The sequence below is a fragment of the Mycolicibacter virginiensis genome (genome assembly GCF_022374935.2).
Taxonomy (GTDB): Bacteria; Actinomycetota; Actinomycetes; order Mycobacteriales; family Mycobacteriaceae; genus Mycobacterium; species Mycobacterium virginiense.
This window is the reverse complement of the sequence record NZ_CP092430.2, coordinates 1,427,913-1,443,254: the sequence shown is the minus strand read 5'-3', so window position 1 is coordinate 1,443,254 and position 15,342 is coordinate 1,427,913. Positions and strand designations below refer to the sequence as shown.

The window sequence follows — 15,342 nt, the reverse complement described above, 5'->3', positions numbered from 1 at the left end:
GGCTACAGCGTGACCTCGTCGAGCTTGCCGGTGGCGACGTCGAAGACGAACCCGCGCAGCGACGTGGTCTGGGTGATGAACGGGCTGGCCTTGATCCGCCGCAGCGACTGGCGGACATCCTCGACCGGGTCCGGGAACGCCTCGGCCGACCAGGTTGGGCGGATGCCGGTCTCTTCCAGGATGGAGCGCTTGAAGTCGTCGTCGGTGAAGGTGAGCATCCCGCAGTCGGTGTGGTGGATCAGGATGATCTCCCGGGTGCCCAACAACCGTTGGCTGATCGCCAGGGAGCGGATCGCGTCGTCGGAGACCACACCCCCGGCGTTGCGGATGGCATGCGCCTCGCCCTCGTTGAGGCCAAGCACCCGATAGACGTCGAGGCGGGCGTCCATGCAGGCGACGATCGCGACGTGCTTGCTCGGTGGCATGGGCAGCGGACCGGTGAAGGTCTTCGCGTATTCAGCGTTGTTCGCCAGGTAGTCATCGGTGACGGTCACAGGTCTTCTCCTCTGTCGCGGTGCAGCGGAGCCTAGTGAAGGAGCCCCCGGATTTCACGGGTAAAAATCACTCGATAATGCTCTGCCGGCAACGCCTGCTCCGGCGCCGACCTCTACCCTTTTGGCCATGACGCGGTTTCTGGCCGGCCGGGCGCTGAACTACCTGGTGCTGCTGGGCCTCGCCTCGTTTCTGACCTTCTGCCTGACCTCCTTGGCCTTCGCGCCGCTGGACAGCCTCATGCAGCGCAACCCACGTCCGCCGCAGGCCGTGATCGACGCCAAGGCCGCCGAGCTCGGCCTGGACAAGCCGATTCCACTGCGTTACGCGCACTGGGCCTCGCACGCGGTGCGCGGCGACTTCGGTGTCACCGTCACCGGCCAGCCGGTCTCCGGGGAACTGGGCCGGCGTGTCGGAGTCAGCCTGCGCCTGCTGGTAGTCGGTTCCCTGGCCGGCACCGCGATCGGCGTGGTGGCCGGCGCGTGGGGGGCGGTACGCCAATACCGACTGTCGGACCGGGTCATCACCATGGCCGCGCTGCTAGTGCTCTCAGTACCGACCTTCGTGCTGGCCAACCTGGTGATCCTCAGCGCACTACGGGTGAACTGGGCGCTGGGCGCCCAGCTGTTCGACTACACCGGCGAGACCTCCCCCGGGCTGATCACCGGCTTCTGGCCCGGGCTGGCCGATCGGCTGCAGCATCTGGTGCTGCCGTCGCTGACCTTGGCGTTGGGCGCGGCCGCCAGCTTCAGCCGCTACCAGCGCAACGCGATGCTCGACGTACTCGGCCAGGACTTCATCCGCACCGCACGGGCCAAGGGACTCACCCGCCGTCGCGCGCTGTTCAAACACGGGCTGCGCACCGCGCTGATCCCGATGGCGACACTGTTCGCCTACGGGGTGGCCGGGCTGGTCACCGGAGCGGTGTTCGTCGAAAAGATCTTCGGCTGGCACGGCATGGGCGAATGGGTGGTGCAGGGCGTGGCGACTCAGGACACCAACATCGTCGCGGCCATCACGGTGTTCTCCGGTGGCGTGGTGCTGCTGGCCGGGCTGCTCTCCGACGTCATCTACGCGATGCTCGACCCGCGGGTGCGGGTGTCATGAGTACCGAGATCGAGTTCGCCTCGCGGCGCACCCTGGTGCTGCGCCGGTTCCTGCGCAGCCGCAGCGCGGTCGGCGCGCTGGGACTGCTCGCGGTGATGTTCGTCGGCTGCTACACCCTGCCGGGCCTGCTGCCCTACTCCTACACCGACCTGGACTACGACGCGCTGCTGGTTCCGCCCGGAGCTCGACACTGGCTGGGCACCAACGCGTTGGGCCAAGACCTGCTGGCACAGATTTTGCGCGGCATGCAGAAGTCGATGCTGATCGGGGTGTGCGTCGCGCTGATCTCCACGGTGATCGCCGCGACCGTCGGAGCGATCTCGGGGTATTTCGGTGGATGGCGCGACCGGGTGCTGATGTGGCTGGTCGACCTGCTGCTGGTGGTGCCGGCCTTCATCCTGATCGCGATCATCACCCCACGTACCAAGAACAGCGGCAACATCGCCCTGTTGGTGCTGTTGCTGGCCGGGTTCAGCTGGATGATTAGCGCCCGCATGGTGCGCGGGCTGACCATGAGCCTGCGGGAACGTGAATTCATCCGGGCCGCACGGTATATGGGCGTCTCCAGCCGGCGCATCATCATCGACCACGTGGTGCCCAACGTAGCGTCCATCTTGATCATCGACACCGCGCTGAACGTCGCGGTGGCGATCCTGGCCGAAACCGGTTTGAGCTACCTGGGTTTCGGCATCCAGCCGCCCGACGTCTCGCTGGGCACCCTGATCGCCGACGGCACCGCCTCGGCCATCACCTTCCCGTGGGTCTTCCTGTTCCCGGCCGGGGTGTTGATCACGATCCTGGTCTGCGCCAACCTCGCCGGGGACGGCCTGCGGGACGCCCTGGACCCCGACGCCGCGACGCTGCGAGGCCGCTGATGAGCACCCTGCTGGAAGTCTCCGACCTGGCCGTGACGTTCGGCGCCGGCCGCGACGCCGTGCGTGCGGTGCGCGGCGTCAGCTACCACGTTGACGCCGGCGAAGTGGTGGCGATGGTCGGCGAGTCGGGCTCAGGCAAATCCGCGGCGGCGATGGCCGTGATGGGGCTGCTGCCCGAATATGCGCAGGTGTCCGGTTCGGTGCGCCTGCAGGGCACGCAGTTGATCGGGCTGGGCGACACCGCCATGTCGAAGTTCCGCGGCGCCTCGATCGGGATGGTGTTCCAGGATCCGATGTCGGCGCTGACACCGGTGTACACCGTGGGCGATCAGATCGCCGAGGCCATCGAAGTGCACCAGCCCCGGGTGGGCCGCGCTGCGGCGCGCCGACGGGCAGTCGAGCTGCTGGAGCTGGTCGGGATCAACCGGCCCGAGCAACGGGCGCGGGCGTTTCCGCACGAGCTCTCCGGCGGGGAACGGCAGCGGGTGGTGATCGCGATCGCGATCGCCTGCGACCCGGACCTGCTGATCTGCGACGAGCCCACCACTGCGCTCGACGTCACCGTGCAGGCCCAGATCCTCGAGGTCCTCAAGACAGCGCGTGATGTGACCGGTGCCGGGGTACTGATCATCACCCACGACCTCGGAGTGGTCGCCGAATTCGCCGACCGGGCCCTGGTGATGTACGCCGGACGGGTGGTCGAAGCCGCACCGGTCGAGGCCTTGTACTCCGACCGGCGGATGCCCTACACGGTCGGCCTGTTGGGTTCGGTGCCCCGCCTGGACGCCCCACAGGGCACCCGGCTGGTGCCGATCCCGGGCGCCCCACCGTCATTGACGGCCGGGATAGATGCGGGGTGTCCCTTTGCCCCGCGCTGCCCATTGGCCGCCGACGACTGCCTGGCGGCAGAGCCGGAACTGCTCAGCGTCGGGGAGAACCATTCCGCGGCCTGCATTCACACCGACCAGGTCATCGGGCGCAGCGCTGCCGACATCTATGGCGTGCGCACCGAAGTGCCGGCTGCGGTCGCGGCGGAAACCCCCACCGTGCTGCGGGTCCGCGATCTGGTCAAGACCTACCCGCTGACCAAGGGGGTGCTGCGCCGCCGCGCCGGCGAGGTGCGCGCCGTCTCTCGTGTGAGCTTCGAGTTGCAGCAGGGCCGCACGCTGGGCATCGTCGGCGAATCCGGCTCGGGCAAATCCACCACATTGCACCAGATCCTGGAGCTGGCCGCGCCGCAGTCCGGGTCGATCGAAGTGCTCGGCGCCGATGTCGCCGCGTTGAAGCGCGACGGCCGTCGTGCCCTGCGGCGTGACCTGCAGGTGGTGTTCCAGGATCCGGTCGCCTCACTGGATCCCCGACTGCCGGTGTTCGAACTGCTGGCGGAACCCCTGCGCGCCAACGGCTCCGACAAGGCCGCCATCCATGCCCGGGTCGCCGAACTGCTAGAGCTGGTGGGGCTGCGCCGCGGCGACGCGCTGCGCTATCCCTCGGAGTTCTCCGGCGGGCAGAAGCAGCGGATCGGCATCGCCCGGGCCCTGGCGTTGCAGCCGAAGATCCTCGCACTGGATGAACCGGTGTCCGCACTCGATGTGTCGATTCAGGCCGGCATCATCAACCTGCTGCTGGACCTGCAGCAGCAACTCGGATTGTCCTACCTGTTTGTGTCGCATGACCTTTCGGTGGTCAAACACCTGGCGCACCGGGTCGCGGTGATGTACGCCGGAGCGATCGTCGAACAGGGCGAGGCCGATCAGGTGTTCCGCGATCCCCAACACGACTACACCCGGCGTCTCTTGGCCGCGGTGCCACACTTATGACTATGACGTTGACTCTGCGCTCACCAAAGAGTTGTGCGAGAAGAGTGCCTGGTGGACGCAGAGTCAACGGGGTGGTGGCCACCGTGTTGGCTGCCGGCCTGGCGCTGAACGGGTGCGCGGCAGTCGATATCACCGCACCCGAGGGCACCGCCACGGTCGGCACCGCCAGCGACATCAACCCGCAGGACCCGGCGAAACTGCGGGACGGCGGCAACCTGCGGCTGTCGATGACCCAGTTCCCGCCGAACTTCAACCCGCTGCACATCGACGGCAACCTGGCCGAGAACGCCGCCATGCTCAAGGCCACCATGCCGCGGGCATTCACCATCGGCCCGGACGGCTCGGCGACGGTGGACACCGACTACTTCACCAGTGTGGAGCTGACCGGCACCAACCCCCAGGTGGTCACCTACACCATCAATCCGAAAGCGGTGTGGAGCGACGGGACACCGCTCACCTGGAAAGACATCGCCAGCCAGATCCATGCCACCAGTGGCGCCGACAGCGGGTACGCGATCGCGACCACCAACGGCGCCGAGCGGGTCGCCTCGGTGACCCGCGGCGTCGACGACCGGCAGGCCGTGATGCGCTTCGCCAAGCCCTACGCCGAGTGGCGGGGCATGTTCGCGGGCAACTCGATGCTGTTGCCGGCCAGCATGACCGGCGACCCGCAGACCTTCAACAAGGCTCAGCTGAGCAAGCCGGGCCCCTCGGCCGGGCCGTTCGTACTGTCGACGCTGGACCGCACCAGTCAGCGGATCACCTTGACCCGCAACCCCGCCTGGTGGGGCCGGACTCCGAAGCTCGACACCATCACCTACCTGGTGCTCGACGAGGCCGCCCGGATGCCGGCGCTGCAGAACCACACCATCGACGCCACCGGGGTAGCCACCCTGGATCAGTTGACGATCGCGCGCCGCACCGAGGGCATCGCGATCCGGCGGGCGCCGACCCCGGCCTGGAACCACTTCACCTTCAACGGGGCACCCGGCGCCATCTTGTCCGACAAGGCGCTGCGGCTGGCGGTCATGCGCGGCATCGACCGGTCCACCATCGCCAAGGTCACCCAGCGCGGCCTGACCGCCGACCCGGTGCCGCTGAACAACCACATCTACGTCGCCGGCCAGGAGGGCTACCAGGACAACAGCGCGGTGGTGGCCTACGACCCCGAGCGCGCCGCACGCGAACTCGACGAGCTCGGCTGGACACTGCACGGCAAGTTCCGGGAGAAGAACGGTCGCCCGCTGGTGATCCGCCACCTGTTCTACGACGCATCGAGCACGCGGCAGTTCGCCCAAGTGGCCCAGCACAACCTGGCCCAAATCGGGGTCAAGCTGCAGTTGGACGCCAAGGCCGGGGGCGGCTTCTTCACCGACTACGTCAACGTCGGCGACTTCGACATCGCCCAATTCAGTTGGGTCGGTGACGCCTTCCCGCTGGCCGGGCTCAACCAGATCTCCGCCTCCTACGGGGAGGCCAACTTCGGCAAGATCGGCAGCCCAGCCATCGACGCCAAGATCGAGGAGACACTGGAGGCACTCGATCCGGCGCTGGCTCGCGCCCGGGCCAACGAGGTCGACAGCCTGCTGTGGGCCGAGGGATTCAGCCTGCCCCTGATTCAGACCACCGGTAATGTCGCGGTGCGCAGTTCGCTGGCCAACTTCGGGGCGCCGGGCCTGGCGGATCTGGACTACACCGTGATCGGATTCCTCAAGGACTGATGACCGGGCATCAGGTGGTGATCGTCGGGGCCGGCCCGACCGGGCTGATGCTGGCGGGCGAACTGGCCTTGGCCGGGGTCGACGTCGTGATCGTCGAGCGACGCGACGGCCATGACCTGACCGGGTCGCGGGCGGGCGGTATCACGCCGCGCACCATCGAGATCCTCGACCAGCGCGGAATCGTCGACCGGTTCCTGGCACAGGGGCGCATCGGCCAGATCTGTCACTTCGCGTGGATCATGTTGGACATCAGCGACTTGCCGACTCGGCACAACTACACCGTCGGCCTGCCGCAGTACCGCGTCGAGCGCACCCTCGCCGACTGGGTCAACGAACTGGGTGTGCGGATCTACCACGGCCGCGACGTGATCGGCTTCGCCCAGGACGACTCCGGCGTCGACGTCGAACTCTCCGACGGCACTACGCTGCGCGCCGCCTACCTGGTCGGGTGCGACGGTGGGCGCAGCCAGATCCGCAAGATGGCCGGAATCGCGTTCCCCGGTTGGGACCCGACGGCCATCTGCCTGATCACCGAGGGCGACCTGGCCGACGAGCCGCCTTGGGGCCTGCACCGCGACGAGGTCGGCATCCACTCGTTCTTCCGCCTCGAGACCGGCGGGCCGGTGCGGGTAATGGTCACCGCGCCCGAGCTGGAGTCCAGCGAGGAGCCGACGCCCGATGATGTCAGCCGGGCCCTGATCTCGCGGCGCGGCACCGATTACGGGTTGCACAATGTCCGCTGGGTCCGTCGGTTCACCGACGTGACCCGGCAAGCCGAACGCTACCGGGACCGGCGGGTGTTACTGGCCGGCGATGCCGCCCACGTGCATTCCCCGGCAGGCGGGCAGGGCCTCAACACCGGCGTTCAAGATGCGGTGAACCTCGGCTGGAAGCTGGCTCAGGTGCTCGCCGGGACCTCACCCGAGGACTTGCTGGACAGCTACCACGCCGAGCGTCATCCGGTCGGCGCCCGCGTCCTGCACAACACCATGGCCCAGAGCACACTGCTGGAGCCCGGCCCGCGGGTGGACGCCTTGCGAGACACCATCGCCGAACTGCTCAGTCTCGACGAGCCGCGCCGGCGGATCGCGGCAATGATGTGCGGCTTGGACATTCACTACGATCTCGGCGGCGGTCATCCGCTGGTGGGTCGACGGATGCCTGATCTGGAGGTGTCGACGCCGGCCGGCACCGTGGGAGTTTTCACGCTGCTCCACGAAGGTCGCGGCGCTCTGCTGAACTTCGGCGCCCCTTGGGATTTCGATATCAGCCCGTGGGCTGACCGGGTAGCGGCGCTCGATGCCGACTACGACGGCCCATGGGAGCTGCCGGTGCTGGGCGCTGTAGCGGCACCCGATGCCGTGCTGATCCGACCGGACGGCCACGTCGCGTGGGTCGGCGACGGGTCAGCCGCCGGATTGGGCGACGCCTTGACCACCTGGTTCGGCGCCCGATAACTCCAGGGATCAGGCGGTCAGGTCGATGCGGTGGGCATCGATGACGCTGCGATAGCGATCCGGGTCGCAGGTCAACACGATCACCTGGCCGTTCGAGCCCACCGCGTCGAACACCGCGCCCATCTTCTCCAGCCGGTCCGGGTCGGTGAAGCCGAGCGCGTCGTCGATCACCACCGGAACACTGTCCTCCTTGGCCACCAGCGCCGCCCCGGCCAGCCGGGTCAGGATGCCCAGCTGTTCCTTGGCGCCGCCAGACAGCGACTCGTAGGGCACGGTGCGACCACCGAGGGTGCGGGCGCAGATCTTCAGGTCGGTGTCGACGTCGACCTCGAAGTCGGCGCCGAATACGTGAGCGCCCAGCCGCTGGATCTCGGCACGGAACGGCTCGACGTAGCGCCGGCGGGTGTCGTCGCGGTGACGAATCATCGTCGACCGCAGCAGCGCCGCGGCGCGTGCCCGACGCCCGATCCGATCGTGTTCGGCCGCAGTGTGTTCCCGCGCCGTCTGTGCGGCGTCGAGCTGACCCCGCCGGCCCTGGGTGCCGAACACGGCGAGCTCGACCTCCACCTCGTGCAGCGCGCGGGTGGTCTCGGCGTGCCGGGCCCGCACTTCCTGCGCCGCGGCCTGCGCTGCGGCGAGTTCAGCGTCGATCGCATCGGGGGCGGCGGCGCCCAGCTGTTCGGACAGCTCGGTCACCCGCTGCTCGGCGGTGCGCAACGCCTGAACGTTGGAGTCGGCGGTAGCCGCGAGCTCGTCATCGCTGACCGTTGCCCGCTGTGCGGCGAGACGCTGGTGGACCGCCTCCAACTCACCACGCTGCGCCGCAACCTTCTCGCGCAGCAGCGTCAGCCGCGTGGCAGCTTCGGTGCGACGGGCCGCAGTCTCCTGAGCGGCGCGGCGCAAGGCTTCGCAGTCGGTGGCGGCCTGCGCCCGCAGTGCCTCAGCCTGGTCACGATCGGCGCGGGCCTGCTCCGGTGTGATCCCGGTCGGGATCTCGCCATGCTCGCCGCGCAGTCGTGTCAGCCGTGCCCGCAACGCCTCGATCTCCTCGTCACCGCGCAGCGCGGCCAGCGCGGCGGCCAACTGGTCGCGGCTGCCCAGCAGTTCCCGGCGCCGCTGGTCGGCGCACCGCGCCTCCGCCAGATCAGTCACGCCGGCCGCCGCCAGGGCATCCGCGAGTTCGGCCTGTGCCGCAGCATGTTTGACGCCGGCTTCACGCGCGCTGTCGCCCGGGCGGACGAGCACACGTAGCAGGCCGGGCAGATCGACCTCGATGCCGTCAGTGACGGTGGCCGACCAACTCTGGCCGCCGGGCAGTGGGGTGGGTTCCCCGGCGATCGTCAGATCGATGTCGGCGACCGCGGTGAGTTCCAGTGTCGCCGAGATCGCGGCCAGCGACGCCTCGCTCCGGTCGCAGGCCGCCGACGCCGCTTCGATTCGGCGCAGGATCGGCTCGGTTACGGTGATCTGCGCCAGCTCGGCCGCCACCACGGCGAGCTGGCCTTCGGTGGCTTCCAGCCGGGCGATCCGGTCAGCGAGCCGGTCCGCCTCCTCTTGAGCGGCGAGTTGATCGACCACGCGGCGGGCCGATGCGGCGCGCTCGGTAGCGGCGACCACGGCCTGGGCGGCATCGGCCGCGACGGCGTCTGCGGCGGTGGCCTCGGCATCAGCGGCGGCCTGCGCCTGGGCCGCGATGTCGATCTCGTGGTCCAGCAGGCTGATCGCAGCCGCCCGGGATTCGAGTTCGTCACGCTGCCGATGCCGCTCGGCGAGAGCGCTGTCGGTCGCGGCACCGGTGGCTTTGGCCGCGGTGGCCATCAACTGTGCATCGCGAAGCTGGCCGCGTAACTCGGTGATTGCGGCGCCGGCGGCCTGCGCCGTGCTGTGCCGGGCGTCCGCGGCGGCCTGCTCGTCGGTCAAGTACGCCAACTGTTCGGACAGCTCGGCGTGCCGGTGCACGCGATCGTCGACTTCGGCGAGCAGCTCGGCGCACCGCGCTACCTCGGCGTCGGCGTCGGCCAGCGCGGCGATGGCACTGGACCACTCGCCGGTGGGACGCCCGGTCCCGGTGAAGTAGCGCGCGTACTCGGCATCGATCCGCTCGATGAGAACGGGCTCGGTTCCGCTGCGGGTGGCGGTGTCGCCGGCGGCGACGTCCAGCGCCCGAGACAGCGCATCGCAACCGGACAAATCCACCGCCGCCGTCGACGACGCCTGCAACACCCGCTGGGCCTGCCAGAGGCCGGTGTCCATGGTCTGGTCCAGCATGGCACGGACTCGATCGTGTGCCTCGTCGCCGGTGAGCTGCTCGCGGCGCGGCTCGACGATCGTCAGTTGCGTCCGGGGGGCTTTGTGGAAGCGTTTGTGATAGACGAAACGGTAAGGGCCGGTGCTGATCTCCGCGGTGACCTCGGCGCCCACGTCGGCGTAGGTGGGTTTGACCTGTTTGACGTCCTTCTTGGCGGAGCGGTCCTTGGACTCCAGCAACAGGTCCAGCGCCTCGATCATCGAGGACTTGCCGATCTCGTTGGCGCCGGAGACCACCACCACGCCGTGGTCGGGGAAGTCGATCTCGCGGTGCGCCACACCGCGGTAGTTGGTCAGCACCAACCGGTGCAGCCTCATGCCACTCCCCGATCGACCAGGCGCAGCAGCAGCGCCAGCGCTGCGTGGGCGTCGTCGGCGGCACCGGTGTCGGCGCCGCGAGCGGCGGCGACCAGTTCCTCGACCGCGTCGGCGGCGAAACCACCGATTCCGAGGTCGGTGAATTCCCCGTCAGCGGGAACCACCACCAGGTGGGTGTGACGTTTCCAGGTGCCCACCCAGGCGAACAGGCGCGAATACCGGTCCAGGCAGACGTCGAGGGCGGCCCGGTCGGTGACGCTGAGCGAACCTGTCAGGGCCAGCTGAACCACCGTGCGTTCCTTATCGGGTAGCTGATCGAGGTTGATGTCCAGGTCGGTGACGTCGCGGCCGGTGTCAAGCTGGCGGTGCAGCGTCATGAACCGCCATCGGCCGACGTGGCGGGAGTCCACGCGAACGGTGCCGTCGGCCTCGTCGATGTCGACCACCAGCACGTGGCCGGGGTCGGATTCGATGTCGTCGAAGTTGGTGACTTCCGGGGAGCCGGAGTACCAGATGCGGCCCGTGTCCCCGACCTGGGTGCGAGAGTGCTTGTCCCCCAAGGCGACGTAGTGGATTGCGCCGCGAGACAGGGCGTCTTGCAGGCCGGCCAGCCGAACCAGCGCCGGGTTGCCGGGGTCGGGGTCGAGCGCGTCGACGCCGCCGTGGGCAACCAGGACCCGGATGGTGCCGTCGGCAGACAGCCCGTCCAGTGCTGCCGCGGCCAGGTCGGTGGTGGGACGCTTGGAGCGCCACGGCGCGGCGACGATCTCGAAGCCGGGACGCACCTGATGCACGCCCGCGGTGTCGAGCACGACCACGTTGTCGGGGCACTCGGCGGTGAACAATGCGCTGGTGTAGACCGATGCCGCATCGAGCGGATCGTGGTTGCCCGGTAGCAGGTAGACCGGGATCCCGATGGTGCGCATGGCTTCCAGGGACTGACTGATGACCTCGGGGGCGAGCTGGTTGTCTTCGAACACATCCCCGGCGACGACGACGAACTCCGCGCCCGTTTCCTTCGCCAACGCCCCCAGCCCGGCCACCGCGTCGCGCCGGGCCGCCGAGTAACGCGGCTGGGCGTCGCCGGCCAGGAAGTGCCGGGTCATGCCGAGCTGCCAATCGGCGGTGTGCACGAATCGCATGTCGGTCCTGTCCCTTTCCGCCGGGCCGGCGGCCGGGCATCGCGAGTGTATGGCGGGTCACCGACAAGCCCGTGGACCTCGGTCGGCAGGTCCGCCAGCCCGGACCGTGTGTCATTCTCCTGCGTCACATCCGGCACTTCCGCACCATCGGGCCCACGGTGAGATCGTTGCGAATCGGATAGCACGGGCGATATCGACCACCCCCTACCCTGGAGCGGGTGAGCACCCACCGCACCCTGATTCTGCTGCGGCACGCCAAGTCGGACTATCCGCCCGGCGCGGTCGACCACGAGCGTCCGTTGGCTGCGCGCGGGATCCGGGAGGCCGGCCTGGCCGGGGACTGGCTGCGCGCTCACGCGCCGGGCCTCGATGCGGTGCTGTGTTCGACCGCCACCCGTACCCGGCAGACCTACGCGCGGACCGCGCTGGCCGCACCGGTGCGCTACGTCGACGATCTCTACGACGCGACGCCCGGAACGGTGATCGCGACGATCAACACCGTCGCTGACAATGTCAAGACGCTGCTGGTGATCGGTCACGAGCCGGCGATGTCGCACGTCGCACTGGGACTGGCCGGCCCGGGCACCGATGCGGCCGTAGCCCAACGGATCTCAGAGAAATATCCGACGTCGGGTATCGCCGTCCTTCACGTCGGTGGCAGCTGGGCGGACGTGCAGCTGGGATCGGCCGCGCTGGTGAGTTTTCACGTCCCGCGGTAAGCCACCGATTCACGAAACCGGCTGACTGGGGCCCGATGTCGCGTTAGCATCGGCTGATGGCGGGCATTTTATGAGCCATCCCCGATGTAACGACTGTGAACTTGATCCTGACGAATACCATTCGTGGCAAAACTATTTGGCAACCACACTGCAAATGACCGCGGTGCTTGACCAACGGTTGAGCGATGTCCACGAACTCTCACTGATCGAGGTGGACATGCTCGCCGTCTTAGGCGAATCTCCCACCGGCCGAATTCAGATGGGCGATCTTCCCAAGTCACTGCCGTCGCTTCCACGCCGGTTCACCAGACATGTCCGTCGGCTCGAAGAGCGTGGCCTGCTGCAGCGGAGCGTAGACCCCTGGGATCGTCGGCGGGTAGTGCTGACCATGACCACCAAAGGGCGAAAGGTTGTGGAGCAAGCCATGCATACCTACGCAGAGTCGGTCCGGACCCACTTCATCGGCCCGCTGAGCCGACCGCAGGTATCGGAGATCGCCCAGACCTGTGAGCAGATCAACGCTCCCCTGAAGCGCTCCTAGCAGACGCTAGCCCAGTTCTCTATCCGGATTGCATTGCGCCGCAATACCGACCGCAGTCGCCGAGTCCGTGACAGACCCGGCGACCGCGGCTCCCCCTCCGTCAGCGTTAGGTGCCCGGTTGCCCGGCGGCCCCGGTAGCCCCGGTTCCACCTGGCGTGCCACCCGGGCTGCCGGCGCCGCCGCCGGCGCCACCCGTCCCGCCGGTTCCCGGAGTTCCGGGCGAGCCTGCCTTGCCGGTACCAGTGGGGACTCCACTGTTGCCGGCGTTGCCGCCGGTTCCACCGACGCCACCGTCGCCGCCGTTACCGCCGGTCCCATCGGCGCCGCTGACGCTGGTTCCGCCAGCACCACCGGCGCCGCCGACACCGCCAGTGCCACCCGCGGCACCGTTGCCGCCGTCGAGGCCGTTGCCGTTGTCATCGACGCGGCCGTTACCGCCGGCGCCTCCGGTCCCGCCCATTCCGCCGGTCCCGCCCTTGCCGCCGGCCCCGCCGGCGCCGGCCTGGGCGGTGCCACCGGCCCCGCCGGCGCCACCGGTGCCGCCGGTGTATCCGACCGTCCCGTCGCCACCGGCCTCCTTCGGGAAGCTGCTGCCGATGTTGCCGCTGCCGCCCATTCCGCCGGCACCACCGTTGCCGCCGTTGCCGGCATCCACGCTGCCGGACGCATTGCCGCCGGCACCGCCGGCACCGCCGTTGCCGGGGGTGTTGTACTGAGCCATCCCGCCGGCGCCACCGTTGCCGCCATTACCGGCGTGGCTGGTCAGGCCGAGGGTGTTAGTGGGCATCGCCACACCGCCGCTGTTGCCGCCCGCGCCGCCGGCGCCGCCGTCGCCGCCGACGCCGGTGACGTTGGCACCGAGCCCGGTAGTGGCCGTGCCACCAGCACCACCGTTGCCGCCGTTGCCGCCGCTCGCGCTGCCGTTACCGCCAGCACCACCGTTACCGCCGGCCAGGCCATCTTTGCCCGTAACCGCGCCGCCACCGGCACCGCCGTTGCCGCCGTTGCCCCCGACGCCGACGGTCCCGTTGGCGGTGGGGCCGTTGCCGCCGGCGCCACCATTGCCTCCGAGCCCGCCGCTTTGGCCATAGCCGCCGTTGCTGCCGCCGGCGCCGCCGGCACCGCCGTTGCCGCCCATACCGAAGACGGTCCCGGCCGCGAACTGGTCGCCGTTGACGTCCTTCCAACCTGACGCGGCGCCGCCCGCGCCACCGTTACCCCCGTCGCCGGCGCCGCTGGAGCCACCGCCGTTGCCGCCGTTGCCGCCGGCGTAGGAGCCGGTGCCGCCATTACCGCCATTACCGCTGACGCCGCCGAAGTTGGCCCCGCCGCCATTACCGCCGGCACCGCCGGTGGCCTTGATGGTTTGGTCGGCTGCGCCGTTACCGCCGTTGCCGCCGTTGCCGCCGTTGCCGTTGACGCCGCTGGTGTTGGCCAGACCCGTACCGCCGCCGTCACCGCCCCGCCCGCCGTCGCCGGCCAGGCCGTTGCCCCCGTTACCGCCGTTGCCACCGTTGCCGCTACTGGCGGTGCCTGCCGCAGCGCCGCCGCCGGCGGAGCCACCAGTACCGCCGTCACCGCCGCGACCACCGTTGATGCCGTCGCCGCCGGCACCGCCGTTTCCGCCGTGACCGCCGCTGACCCCGTCGTAGGGGTTGCCGCCAACCGTCCCCGCCCCATAGCCGCCGGCTCCTCCCCGCCCGCCGTCGCCGAGGTAATCGCCGGTGACCGGGTCCTTGTAGCCGTCGCCGCCGGCAGCGCCGTTCCCGCCGACGCCGACCGCTCCGGTATTGCCCGCGTGGCCGTACAGCGCGGAGCCGTAGACGCCAGTGGAGGCCCGCGCACCGGCCTCGCCGCTGAAGCCACCGGCACCACCACTGCCGCCGTTGCCGCCAGTGAGATTCTCGGCGTTCCCGGCAGCGCCAGCGCCACCGTTGCCCGCGGCACCGGCATTGCCACCATTGCCACCGCTGCCGAACATGTACCCGCTGCGGCCGCCGGCGCCACCGTTACCGGCGCTGCCGCCGACACCGCCTACACCGGGATTGGTTGCCGCAGTCCAGGATCCGGCCGCACCGTCGACCCCGTTGCCACCGACTCCGCCGACACCGCCATTGCCGAAGAACCACGCCGCGGAGAAACCACCGTCGCCACCATCGCCACCGGAGCCGCCTGCGCCGATACCGGCTCCACCAGCGCCACCAGCACCGCCGTTGCCCATGAAGATGCCGCCGGCCCCACCGTCGCCACCGTCGCCAGAACCGAACCCGTCACCGCCGGCGCCGCCGTTGCCGATCCAGCCAATGGCATTCCCGCCGTTGCCGCCGTCGACACCGGGGGTGTCACTGTCCCAGCCCGCGCCACCGTCGCCGAACCACAGGCCGCCCGCGCCACCATCGGGATTCTCCGCGGTCCCTGCCGCACCATCCCCGATCAGATAGACCCCGGCTATGTCGTTGATCCAACCGTTGACCATCGACCCCAAGTCACTGTTGATCCACAACTCCAGGCCGGTGTGCAGCGGCGTGTAGAACCACTGGTCGAGGATGCTGGCCATGTCGAAGGCGCCGCCGGCCGCAACGCCGGAGTCCAGCGACGCCGACACCCCGTCGGCGCCGGTGAGCCAGTCCAGACCGTTGGCCCACCAATCGGCGCCGCCATCGGCCGGCGACGGATCGAAGATCCAGTCGATCAGACTGTCCAGCCCGAAGTCGTCGGCCTGAGCGGCCGGCGCACTCACCATCGGCGCCATCCCGAATGCCAGGAACGCACCCACCGCGCTGCCGGCACCGATCACCCGCTTACCGTGACGGCCACTTCGGCTGCTGCTGTGCTGAGTCATG

11 protein-coding genes are annotated in these 15,342 nt (G+C 69.4%); 7 read left to right on the top strand and 4 right to left on the bottom strand.

Features of this window, described 5'->3' with window-relative positions; translation table 11 throughout:
* Positions 1-2 precede the first annotated feature (2 nt).
* On the bottom strand, positions 3-494 hold the full coding sequence (locus MJO54_RS07125; RefSeq protein ID WP_046286764.1) for a beta-class carbonic anhydrase: 492 nt from the start codon (positions 492-494) through the stop codon (positions 3-5).
* Positions 495-621: 127 nt separating this feature from the next.
* Between MJO54_RS07125 and MJO54_RS07120 the strand changes: the two genes are divergently transcribed.
* The 5 genes from MJO54_RS07120 to MJO54_RS07100 are packed head-to-tail and all read left to right on the top strand — an operon-like array spanning position 622 to position 7,472.
* A complete protein-coding gene (locus MJO54_RS07120; protein WP_046286765.1) occupies positions 622-1,599 on the top strand; it encodes an oligopeptide ABC transporter permease OppB in 978 nt (325 codons plus the stop codon).
* Positions 1,596-2,474 (top strand): oligopeptide ABC transporter permease OppC, encoded by an 879-nt coding sequence (locus MJO54_RS07115; protein WP_065152959.1) that lies wholly within the window; start codon positions 1,596-1,598, stop codon positions 2,472-2,474. The genes MJO54_RS07120 and MJO54_RS07115 overlap by 4 nt, the downstream gene beginning before the upstream one ends.
* A complete protein-coding gene (locus MJO54_RS07110) occupies positions 2,474-4,294 on the top strand; it encodes an oligopeptide ABC transporter ATP-binding protein OppD (RefSeq protein WP_046286296.1) in 1,821 nt (606 codons plus the stop codon). The genes MJO54_RS07115 and MJO54_RS07110 overlap by 1 nt, the downstream gene beginning before the upstream one ends.
* A 2-nt stretch (positions 4,295-4,296) precedes the next feature.
* Positions 4,297-6,015: an oligopeptide ABC transporter substrate-binding protein OppA gene (locus MJO54_RS07105; RefSeq protein ID WP_239652167.1), complete on the top strand. Its 1,719-nt coding sequence runs from the start codon at positions 4,297-4,299 to the stop codon at positions 6,013-6,015.
* Positions 6,015-7,472 carry an FAD-dependent monooxygenase gene (locus MJO54_RS07100; RefSeq protein ID WP_046286294.1) on the top strand — a complete coding sequence of 486 codons (1,458 nt, stop codon included), beginning with the start codon at positions 6,015-6,017 and terminating at the stop codon, positions 7,470-7,472. The genes MJO54_RS07105 and MJO54_RS07100 overlap by 1 nt, the downstream gene beginning before the upstream one ends.
* 9 nt (positions 7,473-7,481) lie before the next feature.
* Here MJO54_RS07100 and MJO54_RS07095 read toward each other — a convergent pair whose 3' ends face one another.
* Both MJO54_RS07095 and MJO54_RS07090 read right to left on the bottom strand, forming a co-directional pair.
* On the bottom strand, positions 7,482-10,097 hold the full coding sequence (locus tag MJO54_RS07095; protein WP_046286293.1) for an AAA family ATPase: 2,616 nt from the start codon (positions 10,095-10,097) through the stop codon (positions 7,482-7,484).
* Positions 10,094-11,239: a metallophosphoesterase family protein gene (locus MJO54_RS07090; protein WP_065152964.1), complete on the bottom strand. Its 1,146-nt coding sequence runs from the start codon at positions 11,237-11,239 to the stop codon at positions 10,094-10,096. Before MJO54_RS07090 ends, MJO54_RS07095 begins: the two co-directional genes overlap by 4 nt.
* A 218-nt stretch (positions 11,240-11,457) precedes the next feature.
* On the opposite strand from MJO54_RS07090, the gene MJO54_RS07085 reads away from it, so the two are divergent.
* Positions 11,458-11,958 (top strand): SixA phosphatase family protein, encoded by a 501-nt coding sequence (locus MJO54_RS07085; RefSeq protein WP_046286291.1) that lies wholly within the window; start codon positions 11,458-11,460, stop codon positions 11,956-11,958.
* A 154-nt stretch (positions 11,959-12,112) separates the two neighbouring features.
* On the top strand, positions 12,113-12,499 hold the full coding sequence (locus MJO54_RS07080) for a MarR family winged helix-turn-helix transcriptional regulator (RefSeq protein WP_052741327.1): 387 nt from the start codon (positions 12,113-12,115) through the stop codon (positions 12,497-12,499).
* A gap of 106 nt (positions 12,500-12,605) precedes the next feature.
* Here MJO54_RS07080 and MJO54_RS23620 read toward each other — a convergent pair whose 3' ends face one another.
* Positions 12,606-15,341 carry a PGRS repeat-containing protein gene (locus tag MJO54_RS23620; RefSeq protein WP_082977613.1) on the bottom strand — a complete coding sequence of 912 codons (2,736 nt, stop codon included), beginning with the start codon at positions 15,339-15,341 and terminating at the stop codon, positions 12,606-12,608.
* Position 15,342 lies beyond the last annotated feature (1 nt).

Coding starts and splice junctions, on each gene's coding strand:
- MJO54_RS07120 (WP_046286765.1), top strand. CDS start 622: ATGACGCGGTTTCTGGCCGGCCGGGCGCTGAACTACCTGGTGCTGCTG.
- MJO54_RS07115 (WP_065152959.1), top strand. CDS start 1,596: ATGAGTACCGAGATCGAGTTCGCCTCGCGGCGCACCCTGGTGCTGCGC.
- MJO54_RS07110 (WP_046286296.1), top strand. CDS start 2,474: ATGAGCACCCTGCTGGAAGTCTCCGACCTGGCCGTGACGTTCGGCGCC.
- MJO54_RS07105 (WP_239652167.1), top strand. CDS start 4,297: ATGACGTTGACTCTGCGCTCACCAAAGAGTTGTGCGAGAAGAGTGCCT.
- MJO54_RS07100 (WP_046286294.1), top strand. CDS start 6,015: ATGACCGGGCATCAGGTGGTGATCGTCGGGGCCGGCCCGACCGGGCTG.
- MJO54_RS07095 (WP_046286293.1), bottom strand. CDS start 10,097: ATGAGGCTGCACCGGTTGGTGCTGACCAACTACCGCGGTGTGGCGCAC.
- MJO54_RS07090 (WP_065152964.1), bottom strand. CDS start 11,239: ATGCGATTCGTGCACACCGCCGATTGGCAGCTCGGCATGACCCGGCAC.
- MJO54_RS07080 (WP_052741327.1), top strand. CDS start 12,113: ATGACCGCGGTGCTTGACCAACGGTTGAGCGATGTCCACGAACTCTCA.
- MJO54_RS23620 (WP_082977613.1), bottom strand. CDS start 15,341: ATGACTCAGCACAGCAGCAGCCGAAGTGGCCGTCACGGTAAGCGGGTG.